Raw genomic sequence first — 20675 nt, 5'->3', positions numbered from 1 at the left:
TTTCTGCTATCCTACCCCCACATGCCCCTTCCCCTCGCCATCCTCCCCTCCATCCTCTCCGCGGATCTCGCGCGCCTGCAGGAGGAAGTGGACTCCGTGACGCCGTTCGTGGATGGCATACAGGTGGACGTGATGGACGGGCACTTCGTCAAGAACCTCACGTTCGGTGCGCCCGTGCTCCGGTGTCTCCGGGCCGCGCTGCCCGTGGACGTCCACCTCATGGTCACCAATCCCGCGGAGCGCGTCGCGGAATTCCTCCAAGCCGGCGCCACGCACATCACGTTCCATGCGGAGGCGGTCGCGGGGACGGCGGAACGGAAGGCGCTCATCGCGGCGATCCGGAAGGGGAGTATCACGGCGGGCATCGCCATCAATCCCGATACGCCCCTCTCCGCCATCGAGGACGTCGTCAACGACGTCGATCTCGTCCTCGTCATGTCCGTCCATCCCGGCTTCAGCAACCAGGCGTTCATACCCGGGGTGCTGGAAAAGGTCAAAGCCCTCCGTTCCCGCTTCCCCAACCTCACGATCCAGATGGATGGGGGCATTGATGCGGCGACCGCGCGCCTCAGCCGGGAGGCGGGCGCCAACAGCCTGGTTTCCGCCAGTTACCTCTTCTCCGCCAAAGACCGCAAGGCCGCCGCCGCTTCCCTCCGTGCATGATGATCCGTCATTTCCTTCCCCTCTTCGCCATGGCCGTCCTCCTGGCGTCCTGCTCGCCCGCCGCCGTGGTCCCTTCCGCGGTCACGTTCCCCGGCCGCACCGTCATCCTCCGCAACGCCGACGGCACGGAGCTTTCCCTGCAGGTGGAAGTTGCCGTCACATCAGAGCAGCAGGCGACGGGCATGATGGGAAGGCAGAACGTCGTCAACGGCATGCTCTTCACCTTCGAAGAGCCGCAGGAGCTGTCGTTCTGGATGAAGAACACGCTCGTGCCTCTCGATATCCTGTTCTTCGCCACCGACGGATCCTTCACGGGCTCCGCGCGCATGGAACCCTGCCGCACCGAGCTGTGCCCCTCCTACTATTCCCCGGGGCCCGCGCAGTACGCGCTGGAAATGCCGGCGGGGTTTGTGGACAGAGAGGGGATCGGGGAGGGGTGGAGTATGAAGTATGAAGCAATGCAAAATGCAAAATGAGCAAATAAACGGAGAGATGTTTTGCACATCATCATTTTGCATTTCTCATTGTGCATTCATCGCGTGGACGACTCACATGGATACGTATGCCCGCAGGTTCTTCTCAATCCTCCCCGTCACATCCGTTTCCGCCGGAAGCGCGAAAGCGGTGCCCGTCATTTTCTCATACAGGCTCACGTACTTCTCCGCCAGCATCAGGCGCACCTCGTCGGTGATGACCGGGCGCTTCCCCCCGTACTCAAACCCCTGGGACCGCAGCCATAAGCGGAAGAACTCCTTATCCAGGCTTTCCGGCTCCTGCCCCTTGGCGAACCGTTCCCCGTACGTGTCGGCCACCCAGTAGCGGGAGCAGTCGGGGGTGTGCACTTCATCGGCCACCGTCAGCACCCCTTCTTCGTCGTATCCCATCTCGTACTTGGTGTCGACGAGGATCAAGCCCCGCCTGGCGGCGATCTCCTGCCCTTGGGTGAAGAGCGCGAAGGCGCACTCCTCGATCTCTTCCCACTGCTCCCGGGTTGCGTAACCGCGCGCGACGATGGAGGCGGGGTCGATGGATTCATCCTCTTCCCCTTTCGTCGTGGGCGTGATGATCGGGCAGCCGAACTTCTGGTTCTTCACCATGCCCTCCGGGAGGATGCTCCCGCAGAAATTGCGGACACCATTCCGGTAGTTCATCCAAACGGATGTCCCCGTGGATCCTGTGAGGTACCCGCGCACGACGATCTCGATTTTCAGCATCTTCAAGTTCTTCACCACCATCACGTTGGGGTCGGGCATGGAGAGATAGTGCGAAGGCATCACATCCTTCACCTTGTCGAGCCACCAGGCGCTGGTCTGCGTGAGGATCTGTCCCTTGAGGGGAATGGTGCACCAGTTTATGTCGAAGGCGGATTGGCGGTCGGTGGCGATGAGGATCCTTTCCCTCTCATTGGGGGTGTACACGTCGCGCACCTTCCCCTCGTACTTCTTTCCCAAGAAATCGAAGTCCGTGCGCTCGAGCGCGGTGGAGAGGAAGGGGGTGAGGGGTTTGGGAATGTTCATATGAATAGAGAATACCACGGAGAGAAGATTCCGAGGAATCCGAAGATGCCGAAGAACATACATCGAAAGGTTACGGAGCTTCTTCCTGACATTCCTCGGAATCGTCGGACACTTCCGACTTATCAGACTCCTCCTAGCTCATCACATCCCGAAGACCAGGGCGAGGAGGAACGCGGCGGAACCGAGCGGCAGCGCCGAGAGCATCACGAGGGCGACGATCCGCAGCCTGCGCGGGAGGGCGAGTGCGCCCCGCACGGCGTAGTACGCGAGGGGAACGGCGGCCGGCGCGATGAAGCGAAAATCCTGACTGCAGGCGTAGGGGACGCTGAGGCGGTTGTACAGGAACGCCCCGAGGAGGACGAGGACGGTAAGCAGGAGAGGGAGGCTTCGCCGGGCTTCCTGCCGGAAGTGCCGGACGATTCCGATGAGCGCCAAAGCCAGCGCATACAGGCCGAGCAGATGGAGGGCGGAGACCAGCGGACGCACCGCATTACCGAACGACCATTCCCCCGTGAATGCGCTGCGGTAGAGGTATTCCCACAGATACTGGCGGCCGTAGGCATCGTCCCAGGGGTTATTGTACGGATGTCCGAGCAGGAAGAGGGGATTGAAACGGACAAAGCCGGCGACGGTGTTCTTCAGAAGGAGGCCGCTGCTCAAATTACCCGCGTTCCCCACGAGTCCCCTCGCACCTTCGAAGATGAAGCGATAGAGGAAGAGCCAGTCGGTGAAGAGCAGGATGACGGCCAGGGAGAGCCCGCCCAGGAACCATTTCTTCTTCCAGGGAACGGGGCTCAGGAGCAGGAGCAGCAACGCGGCCGCCACGAGAGGCAGCGTGGTGCTCTTGGTGAGGATGCCGAGGGAGAGGACGACGGAGACGCCCACCCACGCACCCCTCCGTTCCGGCTTCCGCCACCACCGGAGCAGCAACCCCAGGCACAAGAGCGAGAGGGTGAGCGCGAGGACGTCGTTATTGATGCGCGGCGTAAAGAACACCATTCCCGGAAGCAGCAGGCTGGAGGCGAGGAAGAGGGAGAAGCCCCACCGTTCCCGACGGGCGTCGAAGAGGGCGGTCCCTATCCAGAAGATGCATGCGGCGCTGAGGAGCGAGAGAAAGAGGGAGAGCAACTGGAGGCTGCCGCTCAGCGGGAGAGAGAGCATCGCCCCCGCCTTTCCCCAGAGTGCGGCGAAGAAGTAGTAGAGAGGCGGTTGATAGTACTCCCAACCTTCCGAGGCGGGGGGGATGCGGGCGTTGTTCAGCACGTACTGCACATACTCCACATGCCCTTCCGTGTCGTAGCCGCGCGTGGTGAACGTGGTGCCCATCCAGTACAGGAAGTGGACGGAGAAAGCGGCCGCCGACACCGCTGTGGGGAGGAGCCAGTGGCCGAGGGGGCGGCGGAGGAGGAAGAGCGCCGCCGCCGCGCCGATGAAGAGCGTGAGGGAGAGGGCGAGGGGGAGGGGATCGCCGGGGGAAGGCCGGATGTCCACGCCTCCCATGCCCCCGTGGTCGCGGATGTTGAACTGCATCAGGTTCTCTCCCCGGCGGAGGTACGGGGCTAAGTTCAGGATCCGCCCCTTGCTGTAATCGCAGAAATCCGTGCGCTCCCGCGGAACGCGCACGTCGTTGATGAACAAGTCCTGCAGGCAGTCATCCGCTTTCACCCGGTAGAGCGCGGGATGGAACAGCCCCAGCCGCAGTGGGACGAGGACGGAAAGATTTTCTCCTTGGGTGGGGACGGAGAGGGGGAGTTCCGCCGTTTCCATCTTCCCGCCCCGGTAGACGTAGGAAACCTTGCCGAAGGACGGCCACTGCCGCAGGATGAAAGCCGAGAGGAGCAGGGTGAGGGCCAGGGTCGAGCCCAGCGCAAGCCAAGGGACCGCAGCCTTCCGCTCGCGCTTCGCCGCGGGACGAGCGAACATGGGGTGCAGTGTAGCATGGAAGATGGCGCGTAAAAGCGCTATACTCTCCCACCATGCCCCCCGTCCCCTCCCTCTCCGTCGTCCTGCCCTGCTTCAATGAGGAGCGGAACATCGCCGCGACCCTGCGTGACGTGGAGCAGTGGGTCGTGAAGTCCGGCATCGGGACGGAGATCGTGGCGGTGGATGACGGGTCCACGGACGGCACCTTGAGCGTCCTGCAAAGCCTGCAGACCTCCCTTCCGGGTCTCCGCATCGTGCGCCATGAGAAGAACCAAGGCTACGGGCTCTCCGTGCGCACGGGCTGCGACGCGGCACAGGGCGAGGCGATCGCCTTCATGGACAGCGACGGGCAGTTCCGCGCGGAGGACATCTCCCGCCTTCTCCCGCACTTGGATCGTTTCGCCTTCGTCACGGGGCGCCGGCGCAAGCGCGCGGACCCCTTCATCCGGCGCGTCTTCGGAAAGATCCTGGGGGTGATGAACCTCGCGGTGCTCGGGCTGTGGGTGCGCGACGTGAACTGCGGCATGAAGGTGTTCCGCAGGGAAATCTGGCCGCAGATCCGGCCGGTGCACGGGGTGGAGAAGCTCTTCAACACGGAGATGTTCCTCAACCTCAAGCGGCGGGGCATCCCCTGGTACCAGGTGGAAGTGCCGCACTACCCGCGGCGCGCGGGCAACCCCACGGGCGGCTCGGCGCGCGTGATTTTGCGGATGTTCAGGGAGCTGTGGGATTTAAAAAGGAGAAGGAGTCCGACGATTCCGACGATGCCGAAGAACTAAGGCATCTCGAGGTTCAGTGTTACTGCAAGATGGTCCTCGGAATCCTCGGAATCATCGGAATCCTCATCATTTACACGGTACCGCCACGCCGTTCACCTTTTCGCAGTGCACGCAGGCGAGCTCCCACACGGGGAGGACCATGCGGCGCTTGAACTGCGCGTCCGTGAGCGGCTCGTAGTACGTGAGGGGGCGGTAGAACTCGTAGGAGGCGAAGATGAGGCCGGCGAACACGAGGAGCGCCACCGTTTTGCGGTGCTCGGTGAGCTTCCAGCCGCCGATGCGCTGCAGTTCCATCACTACGATGCCGAGGATGAGGAAGCTGAGGACGAGCGGTATGAAGTAGTGGTACAGGTAGAGCACGCGGCCGATGCTGGCGATGGCGATCATGTACGAGGCGTAGAGCCCCGTGAACACCGTGAGGAGGAAGCGGTTCCGGAGGGGTGTGCGCAGGTCGAACAGCACGGAGCCCAGGAGGAGCGCGGCCCCCACCAGCACGCCCGCGAAGGAGACGAGCCACACCACGGGGTTGGACTGGAGGTAGAGGTAGCGGTACTCGTTGCTGTCCGGGGTCTCCCACCGGAAGTTGATGGAGCGCCCCCCGAACGGCCACAGGTAGAAGGGGCTCCCGTTCTCATCCGCTTTGCACAGGTCCAAACGCGGCGTACCGCGGTTGTAGTGGGGGATGAACTTGATCGAGTCGCGCAGCATGAGGGGGAAGGCGAACAGGGAGCCGGTCTTGCCTTCGGTGATGAGTTGCTTGTAGGCGATGGACGCTTGGTAGTAGCCCTTGTCCGGCAGTTCGGGGACCACGCGCCTGCCGAGCGCGAAGTGCGTCTGCCAAATGCCCGCGTACACCACCGCGAATCCCAGGAGGAAGTACCCCGTCCGCCGCAGTATCGTCTTCCACCGGTAACGGAGCGTCCACAGGTATACGGGGAGGAGCAGGATGAACACGAGGCCGAGCACTTTGGTGGCGGCCACCAGCGCGAAGGAGACGCCGAAGCCGATGCTGAGGAGGCGCGACAGGCGGACGTTCTCCCGTTTTTCCAGAAGCAGGAGGAACAGGAAAATGGTGAGCGCGCTGAAGAAGATGAGCGGCCCCTCCAGCATGGCGCCCCGCAGGTGCACGATGAGGGCGTTGTCGAAGACGTAGAGGAAGCTGAGGAGCACGGAGAAGAGCGTGTTGCGGGTGAGGAGGAGGAAGATCAGGAAGAGCAGCGGAGCGGTCCACCATGCGAGGAAGGCGGAGAAGAAGCGGTACCCGGTGAAGGAGAAGTCGTCGCCGAACTCGCGCCCGTAGTCGGTGGCGAGGAACTGGTCCGTGCGCGCGTTGGGGTGGAACATCTTCTCCCCGAGCGCGATGAGGAGCTTGCCCAGGGGCGGATGCTGCTCCATGAAGAACACGCCGTGCAGGTACTTCTGCGCGCTGGCGATGTGGTAGTTCTCATCCCAGTACACGCGCTGCGGCTCGCTGTACCGGTAGAAGTACGTGAGGAACGAGAGGAGCGTAATGAAGAACAGGAACACGGCGGTTTGCCGCGAAAAAAGTTTTGGTGGTGCATCCGGCATGCGGTGCAGTGTAGCGGGGAAGCACGACCGCTGCTACTCTAGAGGCCATGCCGATGCGGCGTCGCGTCCACCGGAACGAAGCTTGGGGGGGTGCCTTCGTCACCTTGGGGGTGGTTGCGGCTGTGGTGATGCTGTGGGACATGGTTTCCCTGTTCTCTTCCGGACAGGTGCTCTTGGGGGATGTGGGAAGCGGAAGCCGCACATTGTGCGAGGGGACGCCGATCCTGGTGGAGTACCCGTACCCCGGCGCGGGGATTGCCTCCCCCGAATGCGCCTTCCAGTGCGCGCTCCTTTCGAAGTACTTCGTCGTGTATGCGGATATCGACGGGGAGACGGGCAACTTGCACGCCTTCCGGTGCGGGAAGGACGCGTCCATCAGGGCCGGCTCACGCTGCGATGCGGCGCAGGGCGGCTTGGACGGCGCCTGCGACAGCGGCCTGGCCGACGGAGGCACGCCCGTGGCAGTGGAAGTGCTCTACCGCGGGAACGTGGTCCCCGCTTCCTCTTCACGCGCCTCTTCCTCCCGGGATGCGCTCACCACTTGGCATCCGGCTCCGGAAACCGGTTCTTCGGCGTCGAGCATGCAGGCTTCCGCGGCATCCTCCGAGGGAAGCGTCATCCTCCCGATGCCCGTTTCTTCCCCTCCTTCCTCCGCCTCCTCCGCACAGGTCCCTTCCTGGCAACTGCAGTTCCCCTCCCCTTCCTCCTCGTCCGTGCCTTCCATGGAGGGGCGCTGCGGCGACGGGACGCGGGATGCACGCGAGGAGTGTGACGAGGGGGTGCGCAACGCCATCCCCGGCTCCTTCTGCACCGCGGAATGCAGGCGGGTTGCGGGTTGCGGGGACGGCGTGGTGGAAGAGGGGGAAGCGTGCGACGACGGCCCGCGTAACGGTACCAAAGGGAGCCCCTGCACGGAACTATGCCTTGTGGAGCGGGGGATCCTGCCGCGCTGCGGTGATGGCAGCCTGGGAACGGGGGAGGAATGTGACGCCGGTGCGCAGAACGGCGTTCCGGGCGGTGTTTGCGACATCCACTGCCGCACGGTGGCGCCGCATCCCGCCGCGTGGACCGCCAGCGTTCTCCCCTCCGTTGCGTATCCCCTTGCGGCGCAAACCGGCCCGGCGGCGCTCCTCGTGATGGCATCGGGGGCGGCGGTCGGTTGGCTATGGTTCAAGCGCAAACAAAAAAGGAAATGAGGAGCCAGAACCTCGTGCGGGCCCTTGGCAAGCGGGGGAGGCTCGATTTGGCTTCCAGAAATGTGATAGAGTGCCAGCCGCATGCAGGTCAGGCGACTTCTGATTGTCGTCCTCCTTGCGCTCACCGTGGGCGTGTCCTTGCAACAGCTGTTGCGGCCGTATATTCCGAATCTCTTTACCGGGCAATTGCCTGCTTCAAGTCTTGCACTGCCGAATTCCTCCAGCCAGGTTTCGATTAGCGGATGCCATACGGATGCGGATTGTGTGGGACAGTGCCTCCTGAGTCCCTTTCCCAACCCCGGCCAAGTCTGCATATGCTTAGTCGCCGGGGCCTTTGGTGTCTGTACACTGGGTTATCCAGGCTTATCTTCCTCAGTCGCCTCAGCTCCTCCCCCTCCTCCCCCCCCGCCCCCGCCTCCGCCATGCGGCCTCATCGCTTCCACGCCGGCAGAGCCGGTAGCCCACTGCGGCGGCGAGTGTCCGCAAGGGCAGTACTGCGCCAATGTGAGCACCGACGCCAATCCGCAGTGCCAATGTGCAGCCGGTTGCGATGAAGACAGCGATTGCGCCGACGGCGATGCCTGTACCAATGACCGGTGCATCCAGCACCAATGCCAGCATGATCCCATGTGCTGCCAAACGGCGGCGGACTGCGCCGGCGTGGTCGCCGGTATGGTTGATTGTGATACGAATCCCTGCGGTTGCGGGTGCAACTTGGGCTTCTGTTACCCAATTTTCGGTTGCGAAGGGGGAGGGTTCAGCAGCTTGGGTGGCGGAACCATAAGCACGGGCATGTCCAGTGATGGTGGAGGAGGTGGGGGCGATTCCTCGGATGGCGACGGCGGCGGTGGAGGTGGCGGGGGGAGCACAGGGTCCTCCGGCGGCAGCTCTTCCGCGGGCGCCTCTTCCAGCGCAGGAGCCTCGAGCAGTGCGGCGGTTTCGAGCAGCGTGGCCTCCAGCAGCAGTACAACCAGCAGGAGCTCCTCCGTGAGCAGCGGATGCCCCGCCGGTTACCAGGAGGAATGCTGGATGGTGTGGTGCGGGACGGGGGTGTGCGAGCAATGCGCTTGTACGTTGGCGAGCAGCAGCTCGAGTCCCCGCAGCTCTTCCTCCTCTTCCAGTTCAATCAGCTCCTCTTCGTCTTCCTCCTCAAGTTCCCGTTCCAGTAGTTCCTCTTCGTCTTCCTCCTCCTCAAGCTCCAGTTCCAGCAGCTCTTCCTCCTCCCGCTCATCCTCCAGCTCCCGCAGCTCCTCCTCCCGCTCCAGCAGTTCCTCCCGCTCCAGTTCCAGTCGTCCCTCCTCCTCCAGCTCCCGTTCCAGTTCCAGCAGCTCCTCTTCTTCCTCTTCTTCTTCCCGCTCCAGCAGTTCCTCCCGTTCCAGTTCCAGCAGCTCTTCCTCCTCCTGGTACCCCTACCTCACCTACAGTTCCGCCAGCTCCTACCCCGGCTCCATCTTCTGCGGCAACGGGGTCATAGAGCTCAGCTACGGGGAGCAGTGCGATGACGGCTCACGCAACGGCACCCGCAACAACCCCTGCGGCATCAACTGCCGCCTGGCCGGCAACTGCGGCAACGGCATTGTGGAATCCGGCGAGCAGTGCGACCGCGGTTCGGGGAATGGTTCGGCTTCGCTCACCACAGGCGGTTCCGCCGGCGGCATCTGCACCGATGCCTGCCTCCTCCTCTCCGCCTGCGGCAACGGGCGCATCGATTCCGGAGAGCAGTGTGACGAAGGGGCGGACAATGGGAAGTTCGACCCCGGCTGCTCCCTCTCCTGCACCCTCGTGAACGTGGGGAATCCCACCTGCGGCGATTCCATTCTGGAGGCGGGAGAACAGTGCGATGAGGGACAGGAGAACGGCCTCTCCGACAGCCCCTGCTTGGAGGATTGCCGCCTGCGCGCTCCCTGCGGCAACTGGTGGCTGGATGAGGGTGAGGAGTGCGACGACGGGAACCTGCGCGACCAAGACGGATGCTCCCGCACCTGCGTGCTGGAGCCGGAGTTCTACCCCCGCTGCGGCAACTACCGCCTGGACGGCAGCGAGACCTGCGACGACGGCAATACCAAGGACGGCGACGGCTGCTCTTCCGCTTGCGATCTGGAGCCCGGCGTCGAACCCTACTGCGGCGACCGGATTGTGGAAATCGGCGAGCAGTGCGACGACGGCTCCGAGAACAGCGACGCCTCCGCCGACCGCTGCCGCAGCAATTGCCTTCTCCCCTGGTGCGGCGACCACGTGACCGACGCGGGCGAGCAGTGCGATGAGGGCGCAAGCAATGGCCAAACATCGGCCACCTGCGACACCTTCTGCCGCAGCCTCCTCTCCGGTACCGCTCCGCTCGTCATCACCCTGCCCTTCGGAGGCTCCGTGATCCCCTACGGTCCCGTCCAAGGCCAAACCGGTCCCGCGACCCTCGCGGTGATGGCGGCCGGCGCGGCTGTCGGCTGGGCGTGGATGAGGAGGAGAAAGAAGAAATAAAGGACGTAGGACAGAGGACGTAGGACTTAGGGCGTTTGATGAAGCGAGGCTGTTCTTTTCCTAAGTCCTAATCCCTAAGTCCTCTGTCCTTTTTCCGCCCCTCTTTTCTTCACTACAACGCAGTATCCTGATACTATGACCCCGTGTCCCCAGCCCCCTACAGACCCCCGCAGCGAAGCCGGCAGCAGTGGCTCCTGAGCGCTTTCCTCTTCAGCACCCTGGTGTTCCTGTCGCTGCTGTTTCTCCTCAATCCGCAGCGCGAGAGTGACCGGGAGTTTGCGGAAGCCAAACAAGTGCCGCTGAGCGAGATTACGCAGGGGTACGCGTCCGGCAAGCTGGAGAAGATTTTGGTGCGCGACAACAAGGTGTTCGCCACGCAGAAGGACGGCGGCGTGCTGCAATCGTATAAGGAGAACACCGATACCGTGAGCCAGCTCGGCTGGAACGATCCGCAAAATCCCACGGTGGTGGAAGTGGAGAACCGTGAGACGGCCAACCTGTTCTTCGCCATTTTGCCCGACCTCCTTTTCTTCCTCCTGGTGCTGAGCGGCGTCATCTGGCTCTTCCGCGGCATCGCGCGGAGCCAATCCACGGCGCTCTCGTTCGGCAAGTCCAAGGCGCGCATCGCGGATGCCAAGCAGGTGAAGACGCGCTTCCTGGACGTGGCGGGCGCGGAGGAAGCAAAGGAAGACCTGGTGGAGGTGGTGGATTTCCTCAAGAACCCCAAGAAGTACACGAGCATCGGCGCCAAGATCCCCCGCGGCGTGCTGCTCGTCGGGTCGCCCGGCACGGGGAAGACGCTCCTTGCGCGCGCGGTTGCGGGCGAGGCGGGCGTGCCGTTCTTCTCCATCGCGGGCTCGGAGTTCGTGGAGATGTTCGTGGGCGTGGGGGCCAGCCGCGTGCGGGACCTGTTCGCGCGGGCCAAGCGCAACGCGCCGTGCATCATCTTCATCGATGAGATAGACGCCGTCGGCCGCCAGCGCGGCGGCGCGGGGTTCGGCGGCGGGCACGATGAACGGGAGCAGACCCTCAACCAGATCCTCACCGAAATGGACGGCTTCGAGCAGGGCACCAACGTCATCGTAATGGCGGCCACCAACCGCCCCGACGTGCTGGATATAGCGCTCCTGCGTCCCGGGCGCTTCGACCGCCGCATCTTCATCGACAAGCCGGACCTGGCCGCGCGCGAGAAGATTTTGGAAGTCCATGGCCGCAACAAGAAGGTGGCGCGCGGCGTCAAACTGCTCGACATCGCCCGGCAGACGGTGGGCCTCACGGGCGCGGACTTGGAGAACATCATGAACGAGGCGGCCATCTTCGCCGCCAAGCGCCGGCATCCCGGCGTCACGCAGAAGGACCTCACGGATTCCGTGGAGAAGGTCACGATCGGCGCGGAGAAGAAATCCCGCAAGCTCACGCAGCGCGAGAAGGAGATTACGGCGTACCACGAGCTGGGCCATGCCGTCGTCGGCCACCTGTGCCCTGCTTCCGATCCCCTCCACAAGATCTCCATCGTCTCCCGCGGTTCCGCACTGGGCGTCACGTGGTTCCTCCCCGAGGAGGACCGCTACACCACCAGCCGTAGCAAGTTCCTGGATGACATCTGCGGCTTGCTGGGGGGGCGCGCGGCGGAGGAGATCATCTTCAAGGAAATCACCACGGGCGCCAGCAACGACCTGGAACGCGCTTCGCAGATCGCGCGCAATATGGCCATGCGGTACGGCATGGGCGGGGAGGAGATCGGCCTGGTGGCGTACGGCGAAAAACAGGGGACGGTGTTCCTGGGTACGGATCCGGGGATAAGCCGCAATTACGGCGAGGCGATCGCGGGGAAGATTGATGCCTTCGTGCAGAACACCCTCAAGGAGCAGTACGAGCGCGCCCGGGAATTCCTGCACACGCACCGCAAGAAGATGGATGACCTGGCCAAAGTGCTCCTGCAGCAGGAGACGATGAGCGTGGAGGAATTCCGAGAGATCTTCGAAGGGAAGAAGAGGGCGGAGGTGACGGTGGCTGTGTGATGTTTTTTTCCTCTCCCTCTCCCCTAGCCCCTCTCCCGAAGGGAGAGGGGGATGTATTTGTTTGTTTCTTCGCTTTACATACTCGAAGTGAGAAACAACCACAAAACAACAACATCCCCCTCCCCCCGTGGGGGAGGGGTTAGGGGAGAGGGAGGAGAACAAAACAGCCAACAAGAAGTATGCTATCATCTCTGCCATGGAAGGAGCCCTCTCCCCGTTAGACGGCCGCTACGCTTCCACAGTGGAGCCTCTGCGCGGCTTCTTTTCCGAAGAGGCGCTCATGCGCGCGCGTGTGACAGTGGAGGTGCGGTACTTCCTCGCCCTCGCCCGGGAACCCGGCGTGCGCGAGCTGCCCAAGGTGAACGCGCGCGACACGCGGGAGCTTCTGCGCATCGCGGAGAAGTTCTCCGCGCAGGACGCCAAGAGGATCAAGGACATCGAATCCGTCACGCGCCATGACGTGAAGGCGGTGGAGTACTTCCTTCGGGAGCAGTTCAAGAAGATCGCCTCCCTCCGCCGCTCCGGGGAGTTCCTCCACTTCGGCCTCACGAGCGAGGACGTCAACAACCTGGCCTACGGTCTCCTCATCCACGCCGCCCTCAAGCAGGTGCTCCTCCCCGCGCTCAAAGGGCTCCACGGCTCGTTGGCGAAGTTCGGGCGAAGCGCGCTCAAGGTGCCCATGCTCAGCCTCACGCACGGTCAGCCGGCCACCCCCACCACCGTGGGCAAGGAGTTCCTGGTGTTTGCAGACAGGCTCGACCGCCAAATCGCACAGCTGCGCGCCTTCAAGATGCAGGGCAAGCTGGGCGGGGCGGTGGGGAACTTCGCCGCGCACAAGGCCGCGTATCCCCACGTCCACTGGGAACGGTTCCGCGCGCAGTTTGTGAAAGGCCTGGGGCTCACCCCGCTCACGCACACCACGCAGATCAACCCCCACGACGACATCGCGGAGCTTAGCCACCTCTTCCACCGCATCGACACCATCCTCCTGGACCTCTGCCGCGACGCATGGCTTTACGTCTCCCGCGGCGTCTTTACGCAGAAGGTCGTGGCCGGGGAAGTGGGCTCCTCCACCATGCCGCACAAGGTGAACCCCATAGACTTCGAGAACGCGGAGGGGAACCTTGGCATCGCCAACGCGCTCTTCGACCACTTCGCCTCCAAGCTCCCCATAAGCCGCCTCCAGCGCGACCTCTCCGATTCCACCGTGCAACGGAACCTGGGCGTGGCGTTCGGCTACCACTTCCTTGCCCTCCGTTCCATCGAGCGAGGAATGAAGAAGCTCACGCTGGACCGCGCCGCCCTCAAAAAGGAACTCGCCGACCATCCCGAGGTGATCGCCGAAGCCATCCAAACGCTCCTGCGCAAGCACGGCGTCCCCGGCGGGTACGAAAAGCTCAAGGCGCTCACGCGGGGGGAGAAGGTCACCCGCGAAACGTTCCTGCGTTTCATCGAGGGCCTGCCCCTTTCCAAAGAGGAGAAGGCGAGGCTGAAGGGGATGGCATGATCAAATTTCCGCAAGAGGATGAGCAAGGAAGGGCGAGGCCACCGTATCCCCTGGACGGCGCGCGCAGGGAGGACATGCTGTGTCCACTATGCGTACATCCCCTACAGTTGAGTCCGACTTTCCTTCCACTTTGGACGATGCACCTGTGGCTGTGTATCCCAATAGTGTTTGTCATAAGGATCTCGCCCTGCGTAGGGCGCATATTGAGGATCTGTTGGACGGGGTGGACCTGAATGACGATGCCCTACAGTTGGGTGATCCCACGCACGACGATATGGCCCCGTACATGGAAGAAGTGGAGAGAGGGGATTGTGAGTGAGGGGTGGAGGCGAAAGAGGGTTTTGTCCGCATTTGAACCCTTCCGAACAGGTTGCAGGAGCGGTTATTCTTGGTAGACTTGTCTCAGATCCAATCTTCTGTCGTGGCATTTTCGCTGCGGCACCCTCCGTTCTTTGTTGCCTACGTGCCGTGGTGGCGGAATTGGCAGACGCGCTAGCTTGAGGGGCTAGTATCCGCAAGGATGTGGAGGTTCGAGTCCTCTCCACGGCACCATCTCAAAATGAGCATTTGTTTGCTCATGCATAAGCCAAAATATATTTCTAACAGCGAACCAGTGAAGTGGACGGTTAGAACTCATCATGGACACAAACTCCTAGCCCTCTGGATTTCTGTTATAATAGATCTAGTGTCCTTTAGTAAAGGACTATTTTCATCTAGCCTTTAGCCGTTTTCGTGGCACCCCATCCTTTTCAGAGGCTGATCAGAGTATCGAGTATTCCTTTGGTTATTATTGTTCTTTTGTTATCCCAAGGTTTCGAGTTCGCATTAGCAGATACCTATTCAGAAATTCCGGCCATTGCTTCATGGATTAGCAGCCATCCCAATGGTAGATACTGTTTTAATTTTTACGATCCCCCTCGATATCACCCTCGCGATAATCCACCTTGTTCCCAGAATGTCATTTCCTTTTCTTCGGATGAAGAGCAGCAGTATGTACCTGTCCCTGCTCGCCCTTTTTCGTTATCTCTCCCGACTATATTCACGGTCCGACCTGGCGATGTGTATCACACAGTAGACATCTATTTCAATGATTCTGTCCCAAGTAGTTCCAACAACAATGTCGGCTTATTCTTCGATGAGGCGTGCACGAGATTCCCTGCTTGCCCTGTATTCATACTCGAACAGTTTGGGACAGAATCTCCTCAGAAAACGGTGAAAGAATCTGTTGAAAATGCAATTGATCTCCGGCGTGGCATGTATTTTGAGCACCGATTGATACGACGTGAGTCAGAGGAAAGACATTACTTCCTCATCCTGACGAAAGACAAAAGCACACTAGTACAATTGTACCCCGATAATCCATCGCCCGAAGCTGTGCAGGCAGTATGGAAGATGATCCAATCCATCAGAACGCGGACATTAGATGAAGAAACCAAAACGACAGAATGGAATGGCATTGAACAATCGGCACTTATGAACCCTGCACTACCTTCTGAGGCATGGGAAACAGTAACTGCTCCTCGCCTTCCTTTCAGCTTTCGATTGCCGAGTATTCTCTCCATTACAGGAGGCAGAGTGCTGTCCAAAGATAGAAATCTTTATAACAAAATGCTGAAGCAATGGAATGCCACTATTGATTCCGCGTATACAATTACTTGGAAGTATCCCCTAGGTTCTCCCTATGAAGCCGCTGATCCAGCGATGATGAACATTGAAACGTATTACATCAACCGTGATGAACCAGGACAAATTATCTCTTCCCTCACAGATTCCAGCGGGGAATGGCTCTACGATGAGCAGGTTGATGTTTTTCGTGTCGTTAGAGGAAATCCCGATAGTCATAATGTTCTGAGTGCCCTTATCAGCCGCGGGAATACGCTGTCAGTTGTCAGTATCTCTTCTCGCGATATCCCTTTGGCTACTATTGATTCAGCATTACGCCAGATAAAACTGAATACTGACTATCATGATTTTTCCCCTTGGATGCAGTGGAAGTATAAGCAGGGTGTGCGTCTTCAACTGTTTGCTTCTACCATGAGTAATTTGTTCGTAAATGCTTGGGATGGACTTATTCTGGGAGTTCATAACCTCCTTTTTTCATGGTGAATTCAATCAATACAACAGTGGTGCTCAATTATTGTTAAAAGGTGCATTCACTTCATTTACCTACACCCCCGTCTGCGCGAACAGGACCATGTAGTTGTGGCCGGCTTCCTTGGCGCACTTGGGGCAGTAGGCGTAGTGGATGTAGTACGTGGAGGCTTTGCTGTTTTGGCCTTGCAAGTACGCATCCATCTCCTTCATGAACTTGGGCATGGCGTTGTAGGAACCGTCGTAGACCTTGCTCACAAAGGTGCCGGAGATCTGCACGTTATCCGCCCCCTCAACGGGCTTGGTGACTCCCATGAGCAGCTCGGAGCGGAAGGGGGTGGGGTCGTTGAAAAGCACCAGCCAGTCTTCCCGGGGCGGTTCGGCTTGCGCCTCATGCGCCGCCTTCCACATCTTGGTGATCCTCTTTCCGATCATGGGAGGGAAGGGGATGTGGAAGAAGGTGGGGATGGTTTCCCGTAGGAAGCGGGCGCCCTGCCAGTGGTGCGTTTTCCCTTCCCACTTTTCGGGGCGGAATGTGGGGCAGCATTGGTCAGTGGCGTTTTCCATAAGGGGAGCAGGGGAAGACGGGGGAGAGCATACACCCGGTTCGCGGGGGGGCCGTGAATTGTGCTCAGCAGGAACTCGGAGCTTGTTCGTCATGCAACTCATTGATAGAATGCCGCATTGGATGAAGAAAATTATTCTGGTGGCCTTGGTTCCGGCCTTTGTGTTAATGGGATATTTCGCGCTTCGGTTTCTCTTCCCGCGCCCCGTTGAGGATATTCGGGGGGATGCCCAGCTGATGGTGACGGTGCTGACGGATGGCAATGAGCCGTTGGGGAATATCGAAGTGGACGTGGGGAGGCAGCCGGGGCCTCCGCCCGTGGGAGGGGTCGCAAGGACGGATGGGCGGGGCGTAGCCACGTTTTCCGTCAAACCGGGCCAGTATGCCGTGTATTTCAACACCATCGGTTTCCCGGCCAACCTGGTGCCACCCGTCGCCGTGACCACGGTGGACGTGGCGGGCGGTGCACCAACCGAAACAATGGTCATCGTACAGGCCCGCCCCATGGAAACGGGAAGCCGTGCCTCCCGTCCCGGCGAATTCGGCAACGGGCAGCAGTACCTGCTCTACAACACGGATGATTTTGAGGTGAAGTATCCGCATTGGCCGAATGTGGACCGCTCGGCATTGCCGGAACCGGAGAGGACGAAAGTGGCGGTTTCCAACGAGGGATGCACGTTCATCATCAATACCGACTCTCTTCCGCAGGGAATGACGTTCAAGGAGTACACGGAGAGCCGACTACGCGAGCAAACGGGTAATGCAAACATCCGCATGACGGTGCAGGATATCGGGGAAAAGAATGCCCGCCTGGAAGGGGACATGGCTGTGGGCACTGTCACGGTGAAGTCCGCAACGTATGCATTCCTCACAGGGAACGGGCAGTACTATGGGATCGGTTTCGCCGCCCCATCGGCGCCATTCGAAGGTGTGTGCCGGCCGTTGATCCTGGAAGTCCTTGAGAGTGTCCGCGTCCGGTGACCGATCGCCCGCCTCGCGCTTGTTTATGGGTGATATTCCCATGGTCCTTTGATGCTCACGCTCAGGCAGCCATCTTTCCCTCTATTCCGGAATCATCACGCGGTTTTCTCCATCTCCAACCCCTCCCTCAAGCGGTACTCTCCTTTCCTCAGTTCTACGATGATGGGTTGGGCATGGGGGATCTGCAGGTTATTCATGGCGTCCTCGGTGAGGTCGAACATCCTTGCCAAGATGCAGCGGAACACGATCATATGGGAGACGATGAGGATGTTCCCCTCCGTCTGTTCCAACTCTTCGATCACCGGCCACGCCCGGTTGGTGACATCCGTCAGGTTCTCCCCGCCGGGAGCCTTCTGCACGAAGTCCTGGGGGAACTTGTTGAAGGCGGGATCATCGCGATACTGCGGGAATTCCGCATACACTTCCTCGGCGGGCCGTCCCTGGAAGATCCCGAGCGAACGCTCATTGAGGGCGGGGATGCAAGCCAGCCGTACCGGATGGGGGAGTTGCTCAAGGGCCAGGCGCGCCGTCTCCCTTGCCCGGATGAGCTGCGAACTGACGGCGAGGGAAAGGCGGATATCATCCCGTGCCGCGAGCACCCTTCCCAATTCCCTCGCTTCCTCTTCCCCATGCGGCGTGAGCGGCGTGTCGAACTGGCCGGTAAACACCCTCCGCGTCGTATTGGCGACGTTGCATTCCGATTCACCGTGTCGTGAAAAGATGCGGTACGGCATGGGTGCGGAGTGTAGGCGCTGCGGGGGAAGGAGGGCAAGGAAGCATCTCGTTGGTTCCCACTCCCCCTACTCCGCCACCGCCATCCCCGGAACCACCACTTCCCGCTTGCCGTAGTAGATGGCAGTGACCGTCTTGTACCAGTCGATCGCCTCGCTATCCACGTACCGCTTGGCATCCTCGCGCGTGGGGAAGCGGTCGCCGTAGTTCTTGATCCAAATCCGCTCGAATTCCCGGTAACTGTCCTCGGGGGAATCGAACGTGCGGGGGCCGCAGCGGCCTCCCTTGCACTGCATGATGCCGTGGCAGTTGTTCTTGCTCTTCCCCGTTCCCGTCTTGCAGTTCTCCGTCTCCGCCAGCGCCACCGCGAAGGCGAGCCTGCGGATGTCCACGTTCACCCCTTCCACGGGGCAGTAGTCTTTCTTCCCCAGCGCGCAGAGGTGCTGGCGCACTTGCTCCGCCGTGAGGTGCAGGTCTTTCTGCTGCTTGAAGTACTCCTGTTGGTTGTCTTCCCACTGGCGCTTGAGCTCCGTGAGCCGGGTTTCCAGCTCATCGGGGTTCGGCGCTTCCGGCGCTTCCGCAAGCCCTATGGTGGTGGGGCCGAAGCCGCTCACCATGGCGCAGACCACCAGAACGATGAGGAATCGGGAAAGGTTCTTCATAGGTTTGGAGGGGGGTTACACATTTAATCACCAATGTGAAAAAAGTCAATAGTCAGGAAGTGTGATATTTCTGATTAAACGACGTAAATGAATGCTATTTCATACATCTAAAGACATTTCTCTTCCTCATCGGCAAAGGGAGGGGACGGAACGCCAGGGAGAAGTCACCGTGCGGATCCTCCCAGCTGCACCATCCGCCGCAGGTTCACCAGGTGCTCTTGCGCCTTCTCGAAGCCGGGATCCATGGAGGTGAGGCGCTCCAGCGTGGCGATGGCTTCCGCCAGTTTTCCCTGCTCCGCCTGCACGCCCGCCAGGTGGTAGAGGGCGGAGAGGTGGTAACGGTAAAGCTCCGCCGCACGGGCGAACTCCGGTTCCGCCTTGGCTGGCTGCGAGGCCAACTGGTATTGGAGCCCCAGGTTGTAGTGGGGTTCCGCCAACTCCGGCGCACGCGTCACCGCGTGTTCGAACACCGCTATGGATTCCGTCACGCGCCCCTCGCGCTGCAGCAGTTCCCCGTACTGGTAGTACGGGCGCAGGTCCTGCATGGAGTAGATGGGCCGCCTATCCAGCAGCTCCGCGGCGTGGCGCAAAATCTCCAGCGCCTCCGGCACATTTCCTTCCTCCTCAGCCACGAGCGCCATGGAGGGGAGGAAACGGGGATCCTCCGGCGCGAACGCGATGGCTTTCGCAAGGATGGCTTTTGCCTCCTCCTTCTTGCCTTCGTTGTAGAGGAGGATGCTCAGGTTGGCGTACGCCATGGAGCCGGGGTGTATGCGTACGGTATGCAGGTAGAGCGTTTCCGAAGATTCCCACACGCGTTGCTGCCGCAGGGTGAGGAAGCCCAGGGCGGCGATGGCCGCCACACCCGCGCCGAGCGCGACCTTCCGCGCGTTCCCCCGCAAACCCGCGTACAGGCGGTCCGCGGCAAGCCCCGCGGGGAAGAAGATGCCGATGAGCGCCAGGTAGGTGTAACGGTCAGAGAAGTAGAACACCATCCCGTTCCTCATGAAGGTGGCGGCGGAGGGGAGGAAAAGGAGAAAGAAGAACGCCGCGCCGAAGACGAGGGAGCGGTTCTTCCGGAGGAAGAAGAGCGCGAGCGCCAGTGCGGGCACCAGGAGCAGGGGCACCAAATAATCCGGCGCGAGCGGCTCCATGGCCGCCGGTTGCTGGTAGAGGGGAACCAGCGGCCAGGGGAGGAAGGCTTTCTGCAGCGAGAACGCGATGCCTTTGAAGAAGAGCAGGAGTTGCTGCCATGCGGGCAGGGAGGAGATGTTGCGTGTTTTGCCGCCGAGGGCGATGAGGAAGAAGAGGGCGCTGAGCGCGACGTAGGGGATGAGCCGTTGTGCGGACGCGCGCGAGAGCTTCCGTTCCTTCCATAGGTACGCGAACAGGATCACGGGCAGGGGGAGGACGCTCGCCTTGGAGAGGAGGCCACCCGCGAATGTGGCGATGCTCGCCCAACGCACATTCTTCTTGCCGGATCCCTCCGACCACAGGTAGAGCGTGAGGGAGAGGAGGAAGAAGAAGGCGGAGAGCACGTCCTTGCGCGCGGATGCCCACGCCACCGCCTCCACTTGCAGCGGATGGAGCGCGAAGAGGAGCGCGCATGCGAACGCCGCCCACTTGCGCCGGGCGGAGAGCAGGTACGCCGCCGCGAACACCAGGGCGGTGTTGAGGGCGTGGAGGACGAGGCTGGTGAGGTGGAACACGGCCGGCGTAAAACCGAAGAGCGCGTGCTCGATCTGGTAGCTGAGGAGCGTGAAGGGGATGTACAGCTCCGGGTCGTACGACGTGAAGATGCGGCGCATGGACCGGTGCGAGAGTTCCTGCACCGCAGGGTTATTGACGATGAGGAGGAAATCATCCAGGTCCACGAAATCGTTCCACAGCACCGGCAGAAAGAACAGCGCGGCGAGGCCGGCGGCAACGGCGGCAAGGAGGAGGATGTGGCGGAGCGACCGTTCCATCAGGAAGATTGTAGCAAGGATGAA

General features: G+C 61.2%; 17 protein-coding genes and 1 tRNA gene. 11 read left to right on the top strand and 7 right to left on the bottom strand.

The annotated features are described in order from the left end of the window. Nucleotides 1–21 precede the first annotated feature (21 nt). Both rpe and WC698_04245 read left to right on the top strand, forming a co-directional pair. Nucleotides 22–663, top strand: coding sequence for a ribulose-phosphate 3-epimerase (gene rpe / locus WC698_04250; GenBank protein ID MFA6039447.1), 642 nt, complete (start codon nt 22–24; stop codon nt 661–663). After that, nucleotides 660–1139, top strand: a complete 480-nt coding sequence (locus WC698_04245; protein MFA6039446.1) for a DUF192 domain-containing protein — start codon at nt 660–662, stop codon at nt 1137–1139. The genes rpe and WC698_04245 overlap by 4 nt, the downstream gene beginning before the upstream one ends. 72 nt (nt 1140–1211) lie before the next feature. On the opposite strand, the gene WC698_04240 is transcribed toward WC698_04245, so the two are convergent. Then, nucleotides 1212–2180 (bottom strand): phosphoribosylaminoimidazolesuccinocarboxamide synthase, encoded by a 969-nt coding sequence (locus tag WC698_04240; GenBank protein MFA6039445.1) that lies wholly within the window; start codon nt 2178–2180, stop codon nt 1212–1214. 141 nt (nt 2181–2321) lie between these two features. Then, the gene (locus WC698_04235; protein MFA6039444.1) at nt 2322–4103 is read right to left on the bottom strand and encodes a glycosyltransferase family 39 protein; all 1782 of its coding nucleotides are present in this window, start codon (nt 4101–4103) and stop codon (nt 2322–2324) included. Nucleotides 4104–4156: 53 nt separating this feature from the next. Between WC698_04235 and WC698_04230 the strand changes: the two genes are divergently transcribed. Continuing rightward, a complete protein-coding gene (locus WC698_04230; GenBank protein MFA6039443.1) occupies nt 4157–4882 on the top strand; it encodes a glycosyltransferase family 2 protein in 726 nt (241 codons plus the stop codon). A 66-nt stretch (nt 4883–4948) separates the two neighbouring features. Here the strand turns inward: WC698_04230 and WC698_04225 are convergent, their stop codons facing one another. Beyond that, nucleotides 4949–6451: a phospholipid carrier-dependent glycosyltransferase gene (locus tag WC698_04225; GenBank protein ID MFA6039442.1), complete on the bottom strand. Its 1503-nt coding sequence runs from the start codon at nt 6449–6451 to the stop codon at nt 4949–4951. A gap of 47 nt (nt 6452–6498) precedes the next feature. Here WC698_04225 and WC698_04220 point away from each other — a divergent pair, with 47 nt between their 5' ends. From WC698_04220 to WC698_04190, 7 genes are all read left to right on the top strand, one after another. Beyond that, nucleotides 6499–7647, top strand: a complete 1149-nt coding sequence (locus WC698_04220) for a hypothetical protein (GenBank protein MFA6039441.1) — start codon at nt 6499–6501, stop codon at nt 7645–7647. A 504-nt stretch (nt 7648–8151) separates the two neighbouring features. After that, nucleotides 8152–10125 (top strand): DUF4215 domain-containing protein, encoded by a 1974-nt coding sequence (locus tag WC698_04215; protein ID MFA6039440.1) that lies wholly within the window; start codon nt 8152–8154, stop codon nt 10123–10125. 143 nt (nt 10126–10268) lie between these two features. After that, nucleotides 10269–12146 carry an ATP-dependent zinc metalloprotease FtsH gene (gene ftsH, locus WC698_04210; GenBank protein ID MFA6039439.1) on the top strand — a complete coding sequence of 626 codons (1878 nt, stop codon included), beginning with the start codon at nt 10269–10271 and terminating at the stop codon, nt 12144–12146. A gap of 196 nt (nt 12147–12342) precedes the next feature. Next, a complete protein-coding gene (gene purB, locus WC698_04205) occupies nt 12343–13653 on the top strand; it encodes an adenylosuccinate lyase (GenBank protein ID MFA6039438.1) in 1311 nt (436 codons plus the stop codon). Between the two features lie 130 nt (nt 13654–13783). Then, complete coding sequence (locus WC698_04200; protein MFA6039437.1) at nt 13784–13972, top strand: hypothetical protein; 189 nt, start codon at nt 13784–13786, stop codon at nt 13970–13972. A gap of 146 nt (nt 13973–14118) precedes the next feature. Then, a tRNA-Leu gene (locus WC698_04195) sits at nt 14119–14205 on the top strand. A gap of 180 nt (nt 14206–14385) precedes the next feature. Further along, on the top strand, nt 14386–15759 hold the full coding sequence (locus WC698_04190) for a hypothetical protein (protein ID MFA6039436.1): 1374 nt from the start codon (nt 14386–14388) through the stop codon (nt 15757–15759). 60 nt (nt 15760–15819) lie between these two features. On the opposite strand, the gene WC698_04185 is transcribed toward WC698_04190, so the two are convergent. Further along, a complete protein-coding gene (locus WC698_04185; protein ID MFA6039435.1) occupies nt 15820–16311 on the bottom strand; it encodes a hydrolase in 492 nt (163 codons plus the stop codon). Between the two features lie 121 nt (nt 16312–16432). Between WC698_04185 and WC698_04180 the strand changes: the two genes are divergently transcribed. Then, nucleotides 16433–17290: a hypothetical protein gene (locus tag WC698_04180; protein MFA6039434.1), complete on the top strand. Its 858-nt coding sequence runs from the start codon at nt 16433–16435 to the stop codon at nt 17288–17290. A gap of 95 nt (nt 17291–17385) precedes the next feature. Here the strand turns inward: WC698_04180 and WC698_04175 are convergent, their stop codons facing one another. The 3 genes from WC698_04175 to WC698_04165 form a co-directional block, all read right to left on the bottom strand. Next, nucleotides 17386–18024, bottom strand: a complete 639-nt coding sequence (locus WC698_04175; GenBank protein MFA6039433.1) for a histidine phosphatase family protein — start codon at nt 18022–18024, stop codon at nt 17386–17388. A gap of 66 nt (nt 18025–18090) precedes the next feature. Continuing rightward, nucleotides 18091–18684: a hypothetical protein gene (locus WC698_04170; GenBank protein ID MFA6039432.1), complete on the bottom strand. Its 594-nt coding sequence runs from the start codon at nt 18682–18684 to the stop codon at nt 18091–18093. Nucleotides 18685–18848: 164 nt separating this feature from the next. Next, nucleotides 18849–20651, bottom strand: coding sequence for a tetratricopeptide repeat protein (locus WC698_04165; protein ID MFA6039431.1), 1803 nt, complete (start codon nt 20649–20651; stop codon nt 18849–18851). Nucleotides 20652–20675 lie beyond the last annotated feature (24 nt).

The sequence above is a fragment of the Candidatus Peribacteraceae bacterium genome (assembly GCA_041661065.1).
In the GTDB taxonomy this organism is placed as follows: domain Bacteria; phylum Patescibacteriota; class Gracilibacteria; order Peribacterales; family Peribacteraceae; genus CAIKAD01.
Note: the sequence above shows the minus strand (reverse complement) of the source record. Positions and strands in the feature narration are given on the sequence as shown.

Coding starts and splice junctions, on each gene's coding strand:
- WC698_04185 (MFA6039435.1), bottom strand. CDS start 16,311: ATGGAAAACGCCACTGACCAATGCTGCCCCACATTCCGCCCCGAAAAG.
- WC698_04230 (MFA6039443.1), top strand. CDS start 4,157: ATGCCCCCCGTCCCCTCCCTCTCCGTCGTCCTGCCCTGCTTCAATGAG.
- WC698_04235 (MFA6039444.1), bottom strand. CDS start 4,103: ATGTTCGCTCGTCCCGCGGCGAAGCGCGAGCGGAAGGCTGCGGTCCCT.
- WC698_04220 (MFA6039441.1), top strand. CDS start 6,499: ATGCCGATGCGGCGTCGCGTCCACCGGAACGAAGCTTGGGGGGGTGCC.
- WC698_04180 (MFA6039434.1), top strand. CDS start 16,433: ATGAAGAAAATTATTCTGGTGGCCTTGGTTCCGGCCTTTGTGTTAATG.
- rpe (MFA6039447.1), top strand. CDS start 22: ATGCCCCTTCCCCTCGCCATCCTCCCCTCCATCCTCTCCGCGGATCTC.
- purB (MFA6039438.1), top strand. CDS start 12,343: ATGGAAGGAGCCCTCTCCCCGTTAGACGGCCGCTACGCTTCCACAGTG.
- WC698_04245 (MFA6039446.1), top strand. CDS start 660: ATGATGATCCGTCATTTCCTTCCCCTCTTCGCCATGGCCGTCCTCCTG.
- WC698_04165 (MFA6039431.1), bottom strand. CDS start 20,651: ATGGAACGGTCGCTCCGCCACATCCTCCTCCTTGCCGCCGTTGCCGCC.
- WC698_04170 (MFA6039432.1), bottom strand. CDS start 18,684: ATGAAGAACCTTTCCCGATTCCTCATCGTTCTGGTGGTCTGCGCCATG.
- WC698_04175 (MFA6039433.1), bottom strand. CDS start 18,024: ATGCCGTACCGCATCTTTTCACGACACGGTGAATCGGAATGCAACGTC.
- WC698_04240 (MFA6039445.1), bottom strand. CDS start 2,180: ATGAACATTCCCAAACCCCTCACCCCCTTCCTCTCCACCGCGCTCGAG.
- WC698_04225 (MFA6039442.1), bottom strand. CDS start 6,451: ATGCCGGATGCACCACCAAAACTTTTTTCGCGGCAAACCGCCGTGTTC.